Origin of the sequence: Phocaeicola sp. ICN-14070 (assembly GCF_037892625.1) — a bacterium.
Classification (GTDB): Bacteria; Bacteroidota; Bacteroidia; order Bacteroidales; family Bacteroidaceae; genus Phocaeicola; species Phocaeicola plebeius.
The window spans coordinates 1-13,537 of the sequence record NZ_JBBKBF010000012.1; the positions used below are offsets into that span (position 1 = coordinate 1).

The 13,537-nt window shown below is 41.6% G+C and carries 8 protein-coding genes and 3 tRNA genes; 7 read left to right on the forward strand and 4 right to left on the reverse strand.

Translation table 11 applies throughout. From position 1 onward, the window contains the following. Positions 1–99 precede the first annotated feature (99 nt). The 3 genes from WKT20_RS05460 to pflB form a co-directional block, all read right to left on the reverse strand. Positions 100–294 carry a hypothetical protein gene (locus tag WKT20_RS05460; protein ID WP_147351457.1) on the reverse strand — a complete coding sequence of 65 codons (195 nt, stop codon included), beginning with the start codon at positions 292–294 and terminating at the stop codon, positions 100–102. Positions 295–577: 283 nt separating this feature from the next. Next, a complete protein-coding gene (gene pflA, locus WKT20_RS05465; protein ID WP_340416996.1) occupies positions 578–1,306 on the reverse strand; it encodes a pyruvate formate-lyase-activating protein in 729 nt (242 codons plus the stop codon). Positions 1,307–1,394: 88 nt separating this feature from the next. Further along, a complete protein-coding gene (pflB, locus tag WKT20_RS05470; RefSeq protein WP_340416997.1) occupies positions 1,395–3,617 on the reverse strand; it encodes a formate C-acetyltransferase in 2,223 nt (740 codons plus the stop codon). Between the two features lie 256 nt (positions 3,618–3,873). Between pflB and WKT20_RS05475 the strand changes: the two genes are divergently transcribed. From WKT20_RS05475 to WKT20_RS05500, 6 genes are all read left to right on the forward strand, one after another. Then, a tRNA-Ser gene (locus WKT20_RS05475) sits at positions 3,874–3,960 on the forward strand. A gap of 21 nt (positions 3,961–3,981) precedes the next feature. Beyond that, a tRNA-Glu gene (locus WKT20_RS05480) sits at positions 3,982–4,054 on the forward strand. A 12-nt stretch (positions 4,055–4,066) separates the two neighbouring features. Next, positions 4,067–4,153 (forward strand) — tRNA-Ser (locus WKT20_RS05485). A gap of 222 nt (positions 4,154–4,375) precedes the next feature. After that, entirely contained in the window at positions 4,376–5,725 is a 1,350-nt protein-coding gene (locus WKT20_RS05490) for an alpha-L-fucosidase (protein ID WP_007561247.1), read from the forward strand. A gap of 54 nt (positions 5,726–5,779) precedes the next feature. Beyond that, positions 5,780–7,789, forward strand: a complete 2,010-nt coding sequence (locus WKT20_RS05495; protein WP_445323264.1) for a sugar-binding protein — start codon at positions 5,780–5,782, stop codon at positions 7,787–7,789. Positions 7,790–7,801: 12 nt separating this feature from the next. Then, positions 7,802–9,040: a PNGase F N-terminal domain-containing protein gene (locus tag WKT20_RS05500; protein WP_340416999.1), complete on the forward strand. Its 1,239-nt coding sequence runs from the start codon at positions 7,802–7,804 to the stop codon at positions 9,038–9,040. A gap of 85 nt (positions 9,041–9,125) precedes the next feature. Here the strand turns inward: WKT20_RS05500 and WKT20_RS05505 are convergent, their stop codons facing one another. Continuing rightward, a complete protein-coding gene (locus WKT20_RS05505) occupies positions 9,126–10,628 on the reverse strand; it encodes a S41 family peptidase (protein WP_340417000.1) in 1,503 nt (500 codons plus the stop codon). Between the two features lie 237 nt (positions 10,629–10,865). Between WKT20_RS05505 and WKT20_RS05510 the strand changes: the two genes are divergently transcribed. Next, positions 10,866–13,469, forward strand: a complete 2,604-nt coding sequence (locus WKT20_RS05510) for a heparinase II/III domain-containing protein (protein WP_340417001.1) — start codon at positions 10,866–10,868, stop codon at positions 13,467–13,469. Positions 13,470–13,537: the final 68 nt, after the last annotated feature.

Below are 13,537 nucleotides of genomic sequence, written 5' to 3' on the forward strand. Positions count from 1 at the left end.
CCTTGTTACTGTAGATGCAAATAGAATACAAAAAAGAAGTCCTGGCATTTTGAGTTGAGGTGCCAGGACTTCTTTTTTTGCCTTTTTCCTTGAAAAGGGTTATTTGTGCTGCATGGCCTGTTGGCTAAAAGGTCTTGCAGTTTCTGTTATATTGTGGTTATTGTTCAACTCCAAGAACTGGGTACCTGTCCACCACAATATATTCATGACGATTACAGCCAATATAATGGTGAAAGCTGTAATTTTTGCTTCCAGCTGTTTACTGGAAATTCTTTTTGAATTTTCTTTTCCCATCTCGGTACTGTTCACTAACCTTATTTTTTCCATATAGTAATTATAGTCTTATTGTTTCTTGTTGTTTGTATAATAAATGAAACATAGATGTAATTACTGCATGGAGATGATAAATTTTTTCAGAAAAAGTTGTGACTTTTTGTTTTACGCGGTTAGGAATGGTCTCAGTACTTCCTAAAAAGTACCGTAGTACTGCCGGGGAAGTACTTCAGTACTTGCTTGAAAGTACTATAGTACTTCTTAAGAAGTACTGGGGGTGAATAAGGCATTGTAAACTAATTTGTTAGTTTACGTAAACTGTCTTGAAGTACTTTTCGAACAACTCTTTCGCTTCGTCCAATTGAACTTGCGTGTTGAGTTTCACATCCTTCAACTGATAGTCCAGTTTCATAGCTTCGTATTTGTGTACGCCTAAGGTGTGATAGGGAAGTATTTCAACCCGTTCAATCATGCGATAATTTTTGAAATGTTCACCAAGTGCTTCTATGTCTTCTTTAAAATAACTGTATTTCTGTACCAATACATAGCGCAGCCAGAACGGTTTCTGATTTTCTTCAAGCCAAGCAGCAGTTTTCAGGGTCTGTGCATTGCTTCTGGCAGTGAGTGCTTTATGGCGTTCGTCATTAAATTCTTTTACGTCAAGCAGAACGAGGTCTGCCAGCGAAAGCAGTTCCTTTACATCTTCGTTCCAGATTCCTCCATTTGTGTCCACGCAGGTATGAATGCCCGCTTCTTTCAGCATGCGGAATAAGGGAACCAAGGCTTTGGCCTGAAAAGTCGGTTCTCCTCCACTAAAAGTAATACCTCCTTTTTTCCCGAAAAAAGGTTTCTGACTTACAGCCATCTTGAGAATCTCTTCGGGAGCGGTTTCTTTACTTTCTCCTTTGGCGTCAATGGTATCGGGGTTGGCACAATAAAGGCATCGGAAATTACAGCCTTGCAAGAAAACAACGAGACGTATTCCCGGACCGTCGTAAGTGCCTAATGATTCGTATGAATGTACTCTAATCATGATAGGATAAAAATAATAGACACAAACTACCAGACTGAAATCCGGGTAGTTTGTGTCCAGTTAAAATTATATACTCTTTATGCAAGAATTACATGCGTTCGTGGAAGCTGCGTGAAATTACTTCCAGCTGATGCTCACGGCTCAGTTTGATGAAGTTCACTGCATAACCAGATACACGAATTGTCAGCTGAGGATATTTTTCCGGATGCTCCATGGCATCTTCCAGCATTTCCCGGTTCAATACGTTTACGTTCAGGTGGTGTGCACCTTTCACGAAGTAACCGTCCATCATCGTTACCAGGTTCTCGATACGGTTTTCCATATCTACTCCCAAAGATTTCGGTACGATAGAGAAGGTGTTACTGATACCATCCTGTGAGTCGCGGTAGCGCAATTTAGCTACAGAACTCAGAGAAGCAATGGCACCGTTCTTGTCGCGTCCGTGCATCGGGTTGGCTCCAGGAGCGAATGCCACACCTTTGGCACGGCCATCGGGAGTTGCACCGGTTTTCTTACCATACATCACATTTGAAGTAATGGTCAGGATAGACAAGGTCGGTTTGGCATTCTTGTAAACCGGCAATTTCTTCAGCTCTTCGTCGAAGTAGTAAATCAAGTCTACAGCCAGGTGGTCTACACGGTCATCGTCATTTCCGAAGCAAGGGAATTCACCTTCGATGTCGAATCCTTCTGTCAGTCCGATGTCGTTACGACGAGCTGTTACCTTCGCATGCTTGATGGCAGAAAGTGAATCCACAGCGATAGACATACCTGCTACACCGTAAGCCAGGTTGATGACCGGATCAGTATCTACGAAAGCCATCTGAGCCTTTTCGTAATAATACTTGTCGTGCATGTAGTGGATGATGTTCATGGCTTCGTTGTACACGCGTGCCATTTCTTTCAGCACTTTCTTATAGTTGGCAAGCACTTCTTCAAAGTTCAATACATCACCGCTCAATGCCGGAATATCCTTCACCATCAGTGTACCGGTGTTTTCACAGCGTCCGCCGTTGATAGCCAGCAGCAATGCCTTGGCCAGGTTACAGCGTGCACCGAAGAACTGGATGTGACGGCCGATGTCCTGATAAGATACACAGCAAGCGATACCGTAGTCGTCAGAGTTACGTACTTCACGCATCAGGTCGTCGTTCTCGTACTGGATAGAAGATGTATCGATAGAAACCTGTGCACAGAAGTTCTTGAAACCTTCCGGCAGTTCCGGGCTCCACAGCACGGTCAAGTTAGGTTCTGGTGAAGGGCCGAGGTTGTACAATGTCTGCAAGAAACGGAATGAAGTCTTGGTTACTTTTGTACGTCCGTCGTTGAAGCGTCCACCGATGGATTCTGTAACCCATGTCGGATCACCGGCAAAGATGTCAGTATAAGCCTGCATACGCAAGTGGCGTACCATACGCAGTTTGATGACAAACTGGTCAATCAATTCCTGAGCGTGTGCTTCATCAATCAGGCCATGAGCCATATCGTATTCAATATAGATATCCAGGAAAGACGATACGTTACCCAATGACATGGCAGCACCATCCTGTTCTTTTACAGCAGCCAGGTAAGCCATATATACCCACTGAACAGCTTCCTGCGCATTGTGAGCCGGACGTCCCAGTTCAAGACCGTATTGCTCTCCCATGACCTTGATTTCCTTCAGCGCCTTAATCTGCTCAGCTACTTCTTCGCGAAGGCGGATACGGGCATCGGTCATTGGGCCTGTCAGATGACGTAAATCATTCTGTTTAGCTTCAATCAGTCTGTCCAGACCGTACAGTGCCAGACGACGGTAGTCACCGATGATTCGTCCACGTGCATAGTTGTCAGGAAGTCCTGTCAAGAAACCAAGTGAGCGGAAAGAACGGATTTCTTCTGTGTATGCATCGAAAACCCCATCGTTATGAGTTTTGCGATAATGAGTGAAAATATCTTTAACCTTCGGGTCAACTTCTACTACGTTTTCACGGCAAGCTTTTTCTACTACCTTGATACCTCCAAAAGGTTTGATTGCGCGGCGCAACACTTCGTCAGTCTGCAAGCCGACAATAACTTCGTTTTCCTTATCAATATATCCCGGTGCGAAAGAAGTGATGGTTGATACTGTGGACGGATCGAGTGAGCGTACACCATTGTTTGCACGTTCTTCAGCTAGCGCTTCCAAACATTTGTTCCAAACAGCTTTTGTACGTTCAGTAGGACCGACCAGGAATGAAGCGTCGCCCTCGTAAGGCGTAATGTTTGTCTTTACGAAATCGGTGACGTTGATTTCATGGTTCCAACGACCTTCTTTAAAATTCATTGCCATAAATTTGAAATATTAAAAAGTTATGTAAATGTGGTTTTCTAAACCGAGTGCAAAGGTAGTGAAAAACCTTGTTTTGTACAATACCTAGTTTGTGGTATATTATCATTTTGCATTAATTACAAAGTGGTATAAGATTTAGAATAAAGCTGGAAGTAAAATGTGTTTGTGAAAAAATCTCGGCAAAAGTTTGCACAACTCAAAAACTCGCTCTATCTTTGCACCGCATTTGAGAGAAAATGCGTTCCCAAAGAAGATTGGAAGTTTGGGTGAGTGGCTGAAACCAGCAGTTTGCTAAACTGCCGTACGGGTAACCGTACCGGGGGTTCGAATCCCCCAGCTTCCGCTTCGGTTGAGAAAAGAGAATGGCGCTTTCGTCTAGTGGCCTAGGACGCGGCCCTCTCACGGCTGAAACACGGGTTCGATTCCCGTATGCGCTACAGTCGGCTACTGGAAGTTTGGGTGAGTGGCTGAAACCAGCAGTTTGCTAAACTGCCGTACGGGTAACCGTACCGGGGGTTCGAATCCCCCAGCTTCCGCTTTTGTTATAGAACTCCGCTAATTGGCGGAGTTTTTTTGTGTCCTTTTGTAGGCTAATTATAATAGAAATGTTTGAAAATTTGCTATATTTGCCATATATAGAATATTTCTATGATTTGGATAGATGCTTTGTTTAACCTTATGTTTAAGCAGTTTTTGGAATAACATAGGTTCCTTGTGGTTTGTCGATTGAATTGTATTAATCTTTTATTTTTATCAATATGCTAAACAAGCAAATTATAGCTTTATGTACGGCTCTTTGTTGTTCGGTTGCGCCTGCCATTAGTCAGACACCGGAAAAAACGCAGCAGGATGCTATGAAAGAAAAAAGGATGGAGTGGTTCTCAAATGCTAAGTTGGGTATTTTTATTCATTGGGGTATTTATTCGGTGAAGGGGGTTTCCGAAAGCTGGTCTTTCTTCAATAAGTACCTGCCTTATGAGGAATATATGAGTCAAAAAGATGGTTTTACTGCCTCAAAATACGACCCTAAGGCTTGGGTGGACTTGATTAAAGAAAGTGGAGCCCGTTATACGGTGATTACAACGAAGCATCATGATGGGATGGCTTTATGGGATACAAAAGCGGGTGAGCTGAGTACGGTTAAGTGTACACCGGCTAAAAGAGATTTAATCAGTCCATTTGTAAAGGAGGTCCGCAAGCAGGGATTGAAGTTGGGATTCTATTATTCCTTGTTGGACTGGTCACATCCTGATTATCCGAACATGACACGTACGGAGGTGCGTTATACGAATGACCCTGTACGTTGGCAGCGCTTCGTGGATTTTAATATGGCACAATTGGCAGAGTTGAACAAGACTTGGAAGCCGGACTTGTATTGGTTCGATGGAGATTGGGAGCAAACTGCGGAGGCATGGAACTCTAAAGGAATTGTAGATTTGCTTCGGTCGGACAATAAGAATGTGATCATCAACTCACGTATTCAGGGATATGGTGATTATGCTACGCCAGAGCAAGGTGTTCCTATTGTGCGTCCTGAGGATAAATATTGGGAGTTGTGCATGACCATGAATGATTCTTGGGGCTACCAACATACAGATTCCAACTATAAATCACCCTATATTTTATTACGGACTTTTGTGGATTGCCTGAGCATGGGAGGTAATTTGTTACTGGATATCGGACCGAAAGAGGACGGTACAATTCCAGAAGAGCAGGTAGCTATTTTGAAAGAGTTCGGGCGTTGGACGAAAAAGCACAAGGAGGCGATTTATGATACCCGTGCCGGTATTCCAGCAGAACACTTCCAGGGATATACAACACTGAATAAAGGGGGAGATATCTTGTATCTTTACTTACCTTATAAGCCTAATGGCCCCATTGAAGTGAAAGGGCTGATGAATAAAGTCAACCGGGTATGGGTAGTAGGTAATGGTTCCATGTTGTCTTATAAGGTATATAATAAGAACTATTGGAGTGAGGTGCCTGGTAATCTTTATATTGATGTGCCCGATCATGTGCTTGATTCACAAATTACAGTAATTGCCGTATTGTTGGACGGACCGGTCAAATTGTATCGGGGAGCGGGACAAGTTATTGAAAGTAATTAATGAAAAAAACTGATTATGAGAAAACAATTGATAGGTAGTTTGTTTGCATTTGCAATGGCAGGACAGCTCTGGGGGCAGGGGTTGTATGAAAAGTATGAACGTATGCTGACGCTTCCCGAAGGCTATGTATGCTATCGTGTGGATGGAAAAATTAAAGTAGATGGAAAACTGAATGAGGCAGACTGGCAAAAGGCGCAGTCCACTTCTTCTTTTGTAGATATAAGTGGGGAAGGATTTGCCAAACCTTGTTATGATACTTCTGCCAAAATGTTGTGGGATGATAATTATCTCTATGTAGGAGCCGTGTTGCAGGAGGATGACATCAAGGCGAAACTCAGTCAGCGGGATACGATTATCTATTATGACAATGACTTTGAAGTTTTCCTGGATCCGGATGGAGACGGGCAGAATTACTTTGAAATAGAAACCAATGCGAAGGGAGTTATTTTTGACTTGATGCTGGACAAACCTTACCGTTCGGGGGGTAATTTTATGATTCAGTGGGATTGTCCGGGACTTCAGCTGGCTATTCATCGTGAAGGAACCTTGAACAAGTCGAAAGATAAGGACAAACAGTGGAGTGTGGAGATGGCTATTCCTCATAAAGCGTTGACAGTGAATTTCTCCAATCCGGCTCAGGCTGGAAACTGCTGGCGTATCAACTTCTCACGTGTACAGTGGTTGAAGCCTGGACAGCGTGAAGAAAACTGGGTATGGATGCCTACCGGACGCATCGATATGCATATGCCCGACAGATGGGGGTTCTTGTATCTGTCGGATAAGGTGGTAGGAAAGGGTACTGATTCCTTCAAGTATCCTTACAATATGGCTGCCTATAAGTTGCTTTGGGCTATGTTCTATGCACAATTGGATAATTATGCCAAGGAGAAAAATTACATTCGTTCCAAAGAGAATTTCTTCCTGACCGAGGCGGAATTGAAGGACTTGCCCGCTGGTGCTGAAATCTTGGTAGAGGCTATACAGCGTACATTCTGTATGTCAGTAAGCGTGCCTGAAGAAAAAGTACGTTATGTGGTAGACCATAACGGTAGGTTTACTCGTGAAGCCATTACTCCCCGTCAGGTAAAGAACTGGGTATGGATGCGCATTAATAAGGAAAAGGGAGATGCGTACTATAAGAAATACTTTGCTCTGATGAAAGAATGCGGCATCAGTGGAGTCATGTTTGAAGGCTATGATGAGGCTACTTACCGGATATGTAAGGAAGCGGGTCTGGAGGCGCATTATTGGAAATGGACCATGAACCGTAGAGAAGTGCGTGAGACACATTCCGACTGGTTTGCCGTGAACCGTAAAGGGGAGTCATGCTATGACAAACCTGCTTATGTAGATTATTACCGCTTCTTGTGTCCGAACCATGAAGGTGTGGCTGAATATTTGGCTGCAGATTACCTGAAAGAAGCGAATCTGCTTTATGTGGATGGAGTGCATTTGGATTATGTGCGTTTCCCAGATGTAGTGTTACCGGTGAGCTTGTGGAAGAATTACGGAATTGAGCAGACTTCTGAATTGCCGGAATATGATTATTGTTATTGTGAGGTATGCCGGAAGATGTTTAGGGAGCAGACCGGAAAAGACCCGCTGGAATTGAAGTATCCGATGGAAGACCAGTCATGGATAAATTTCCGTCTGGATGCCATTACACGTGTGGTCAATAAGATTACGCAGACCATCAAGGCAGATGGCAAACGTATCTCTGCTGCGGTATTCCCGGGACCTTCTATGGCTCGCAAAATGGTGCGTCAGGATTGGGGACAGTGGTCGCTCGATGCATACTTCCCGATGATTTACAATGGTTTTTATTATGAAGGACCGGAGTGGATTGGACGTTCGGTGAAGGAAAGTGTACAGACGATTAATGGCCGGGCTAAAATTTATGCCGGATTGATGTTCCCTGATATTAAGAAAACTTTTGAGCAGGCATTGGATGAGGCTTTCAATAATGGAGCTTCAGGGGTTTCCTTCTTTGACGGGCCGGACGAAGAGTATTTGCATAAGTTTAAGGCTTATTTGGATAAAAGAGGTTTTGAAGTAGCAAAATAATAAAATGAGTATATGAAGATAGTTAGTATGTTTGTTTCCTTATTCGTGGCGTTGAACGTATGTGCGGCAGGACATAAGGAACTTCCTGCAAAAGGAGATTTGAATTTGACGGTATTTGACAAGGAGAATATTCATTTTGTACCAGATACCTATGCAGGGTATTCTACAGCGGGTGCGGATGGAGTTATTCACCTGGTGAACGGTCGTATTATTTTGAAGAAGATTCAGGTTCCCGATTACCAGCGGGATGTGACAGTCAGCTTGAAGGTGACCGTAGCCTCTAATGGTGACCGTTGGGATAAGTCCGGTTCTTGTTTTGTGCTTCCCAAGAATTCGGCTGTGAATTTGCTGAGTATTGCACAGGGAAAGAGAAAATTTCCGGAAATAGACAGTTTGAAACTGGAAAATATGATTGGAATTGTACCGGGAAAGGACTATTTGCCTACAATAGAGCTGATGCGTTTCATGACACCTTTCGGGGTAGGGCATTTCAGTGAAGATGATGATTCTTTGTCCAGCAAGCGTCGTCCGGTTTATATTCCTAAGTGGGAGAAATGTGTGCAATGGGAGCAGGACATTACCGATTTATATTCGGCCCTTAAAGGTGAAGTGTATGTCGGTATCTTTATTGACACGTGGACAAAAGAAGGGTATGTGGCCAGCATGGAGTTGAAAATCAAGGAAACTCCGGTAACATGTGAAAAGCTTGTCCGCCGTCATGTGGAACCTCTGATGAATACGGTATATTATATCGGTCAGTCTTATCCGGACATTTTTGCCCGTAAATCTGTTTCTACTGATTTTGTGCTTCCGAAGAACGCGAAGAATGTGCGTTTGAAATACATTGTAACCGGTCATGGAGGCCATTCCGGTGGTGATGAATTTGTGCAGAAGCGCAATATTCTTTCCGTGGATGGAAAAGAGGTTTATAGTTTTGTTCCTTGGAGAGATGACTGTGCTTCTTTCCGTCGTTTCAATCCGGCTACTGGTGTCTGGCTTATCAAACGTCTGGCGGCCTATATTAGTGAAGATGGTTATAAGACCAAGGAGGTAGAGGAACCATTGGCATCTTCTGATTTATCGCGTTCTAACTGGTGTCCCGGGTCGGATGTATTGCCGGAGGTAATTGAGCTTCCAGACTTGCAAGCAGGAAAGCACACATTTACTGTCAGCATACCTGAAGCCCAGCCTGTAAATAAGGATGAATTGAATCATTGGCTGGTGTCTGCTTATCTGGTATGGGAAGAATGAGACTGTGTTTGAATCATAGATGATTGTATAAAAAAAGTTCGCCAGATTCTTTTACGGAGTCTGGCGAACTTTTTTATACAATCCATTATTTGGAGTGTGAAGAAACGAATGATGGAATCAGCTGGATACGTTTTCCAAAGAGTGGTGTTTTTACAGGCGGGAGTGCCTTGAAGTGTGGGGAAGCCGCACTACGGCTGTGTACACCGTTAGTTTCGTATGAACGTCCGGCTTCCATAAGTGCCTGTTTCAAGAGAGGCTCGTTGACGTCTCCTATTTGATAAGCCTGTATCGGGTCATCCTCAATTTGGATATCCGGGATGAGTCCATCAGGCATACAGGGAGTTTTTCCATCGGCATTCTGGTAAATGCTGACCATTACATAGATTCCCCAGTTCTTCAGTTCTTGTGGGCATTTCTCGTACATCTCTTCTGCGCTGAGCATCCACCCAGTGCAGTACTTGCCGTGTGTCTGTGTGCCGATGAGTCGAACGTTTGTATAAGGCATTAGTCCGCCAAGCAGTGCTTCGGATGCGGATGCCGATCCGGAGCCGATTAATCCGTAGATTTTTTTCAATCCGATGTTGGCATCTTTGGTGCTTGCATTGACTTCCACTTCCGGATAATTGAATTCTGTGGTGAAACGGGTTTCCAGATTTTCTCCTTGTTTCTGGTAGATTTCGCTCAAATAGCTGTTGTAGATTTCTTTTTCGAATACTTTCTTGCTGCTGACAGCTTCTTGCGGAGCAAACATGGAGGCTAACACATTTTCAGTAATAACATAACCTCCTCCGTTGTACCGGAGGTCTAAAACCAGTTCCTCTATACCTTCTGCTTTAAACTTTTTCCCAATTTCAATCAGTGGATTGATGGATTTCAGGTCAAATCCGGTATAGACCAGATAGCCCACTTTTTTCCCGTTAAACTCATATATGGAGTCACAGATGATGGGATTCTCGTACATGTTGACGGCTGTTAGCTCTATTGACTTGTTCTGGCTGACGATGGTATTTTCTTTCAGTTCTCCGAGGGAAACCTTTAAGGTAGGTTTGTAGTATAAATCCGCATAGTTGTCGGGGGTGATTTTTTCATCGTTTATAGAAAGGATAATGTTTCCTCGTTTAAATCCTGCTTTTGCGGCAGGAGTCCCTTCATGAACGAAGTTTACTACTGCTACATATTGATTCGTTTCTTTTTCTACCAGGTAAAAGGTCAGATTCCATCCAAATGTAGTCGAAACACCTTCCACACTGCTGTTGAAGGAAGCCATGTCATCGGTGAGCATGGACCATTTGTCAATGTATTTATCCCCTTGGTGGTACCTTATCCGGTCAACGGTGCCGATTGGGTCATTGTTGGTCTCGATGTTCCAGTTGTCCAGGTCACTACTGATTTCCTTATTCCAGTAATAGTAGGTACTCATAGCTTCCTTGCCGAACATGTTGGCATAATAGAGTTCTGTGGGGTTCTTCGATGTGGGATTCTGATCACCTTCTCCGTTTGTCGGTTTTGGATTTTCTTCCGAACATCCGGTTAGTACGGCTCCTCCCAATAGAGTGGAAAGCAGTAGCCATGATAGTTTTTTGTTCATAGTTTAATTTTTGAGAATTAGTACAAGGTTTTAGACTAACAAATATAAGTAATTTCTTTTGGTTTTGTTGTTTGAATAATATAGAATTTGTTTGTAATAAATTTTTAGCTTTTGAAATAATACAAATTTATGGTTGACGGTTAATTTTGTATAAATATTGACAGGTACTATTTATTACTCTAAATATATAATATATTTGCAATTGGTAAACCAATACAGATTAAAAATTATTTGATTATGGAAAATATTAGAATAAAAATCCTGCTTATCTTATATGTTTTCTGCCCTTTTTATTATAGCTGTAATTCTTTAATTGCTTGTAATAGTGAGATTGTTGATAAAACGGAAATCTTAAAGACGGGAGATTACATGTCTTGTGGAGATTATCTATGGATATATAAAATTGACCTTAAATGTAAAATTGGTCAACCTGATTTGGCGGAGATTTATATTAAAAATGACACTCCATTTTTGATTCATAGTTACAATCTTGAAAAAACAACTAATAATAGTGGTTTGAGAATAGAAGTGTTGATAAGAAAAGACCAACTGACAGATTCGTTAAGTTTGAAGAAGTATAATTTAGTGTTTAGTGTTGTTTCTGGAGATTCAATAAATATTACAGATACTTGTAAAGTTCACTATCCATTGCCAAAGCATCCAAGATTATTGGTAAAAAGTAATGAAATAGATGACTTGAAAGAGCGATTTACACATCCGGATTTTGACGAACTCCGGTGTACGTTTAACAGGCAAAAATCCTATGAGATAGATGGAGTGGTTTTTACAGATAAGCCTGATGAAAAAGTGCGGCAAAAAATGGAAGCACTAGCTTTGTCTTATCTGCTTACTACCAATAAACAAGATGGTTTACAAGCTGTGAAAGTTGCGTTAAATTATTTATCCTCGTATTCAGCTCATCGCAAGACTGTACAAAAAGATTATCATTATAATCTTCAAACGTATGAAGCTATTTTTGGAGCGGCAATGGTGTATGATTGGTGTTATGATTTGCTTTCTTTTGATGATAAGCGCAATCTGATAAAATATATGAAACAAGTTTGCAGGCTTACTGAATATGGAATACCTGATGGGAGTAAAAAACAGTATTTGTCTGGGCATTATGGAGAGTATGCGCCTACAGTGTCTTTGGCTATGGGAATAGCTATATTTGATGAAGAACAAGATTTGTTTGAGATGGCATATAAGGAGCAGACCGAAGGGTTTGCTCCATCAAGAAACAGAATGATACCATCAGAAACTCATCATCAGGGAGCACAATATATACATGTAAGAGGTTCTAATGAATTGCTTCAACATTTTATTTTGACTAAGTTAAATGCAAGTCCTTATAATCCGGATATATTTAAAATGGCTTATAGGTCTGTTTATGGAATGATACCTCAGGCTTCAGATATGGATGGAATGCCGGAAGGAGATTGTCATAATCATGTAGAGATGGGAAACAGTCAATTATTTTACTTGTCAGCAAATTTGTCGGGAGATTCTTTTCTGCAGGATATTTCTCGTAAGATGATTATGAAATCTGCTCATCAAAGTGCCAGGGTTTTTATATATCATAATCCGGGCTTTCCATCTTGTCCGATTACTAAAGCTCCACTGTCAAGATTTTTTCCGTCTCCTGCGGGTATTATGATTGCTCGTACAGGTTGGGATATGGGGAAAACAGATTATGACTCAGAAACTATGGTTGTGTTGATGAATATGCGTGAATATTCTACTCAAAATCATAATCACATGGATTTAGGTCATTTTAGTATTTATTATAAAGGTCATCTTGCGCTTGATTCTGGTATTTATCAAGGAAAGGATGCCGATAACGGTTGGGGAAAAGAGAATTACGTTAACTATTATTCTCGGACCATAGCACATAACTCATTGCTTATTTATGACCCTGATGAGCCTAAACCCGTTGGAGGATGGAAAGAAAAAGCTAAAGCCAGAGATGGGGGGCAGTTTTTTAAATCTTCTAAAGCATGGGATAATAGTGAGGAAATGTTTAAGGCAGGCCCTTCGGCTGCTATTCTGGCGCATGAGATAGCTTCGGGTGATGTACCAGATTATACCTATTTCAAAGGAGATATTACAGGAGCTTATAAAGTTCCTTCTTTTTTAGCTGATTATCCGTCGAAGGTGGAGCAAGTAAGGCGGAGTTTTGTATTTTTAAATCATAAAACCAAAGGTATGCCAGGAAGTCTGATTGTTTTAGACTGGGTAATATCGTCTAATCCTTCTTTTAAAAAAACGTGGCTTCTTCATACTCAGCATAAACCAGAAATAAAAGGAGGTATGATTTTCAGTACAAATACTCAAAGAGGGAGAAATGGAAAACTGGTTACGACTGTTTTATTGCCAGAAAGCGACAATGCCGATATAACGCTAGTAGGTGGTTCTGGAAAAGAATATTGGGTTGATGGATATAATTATGGGACAGTAAGTCAGGAGGATGCAGGCAGATGGAGAGTTGAGCTTTCACCTAAAAAAGCATCGAAGGTTGATAACTTTTTGAATGTACTTCAGGTGATGGAAGTCAATAAAACTCCCATGAAGATAAAGAAGTCTTATTCGAAAGAGGGTAAATATGTTGCGGTAGAAATAGGAAACAATATAGTTGCTCAGAATTTAGCGCTTGGTATAAATGATGAAGAGATTACTTTAAGCATAGGTAAAGATTCTAAGTTGTATAAAGTGATAATTACTGATTTGAAAGGAGGATTATGGAATGTTCAGTGTGGTTTGGAAAAATTTACAGTAAAAGCTTCTGTTAATGGAGTATTGGCATTTGAAAGTAGGGGAGGAGATATTCATATTTACAGATAAAAGATTCGTATGTAGATCAAATAGAGATGTCGCTTTTATAGGTGTTAAGATTGGTTTTAGGGTGAGAT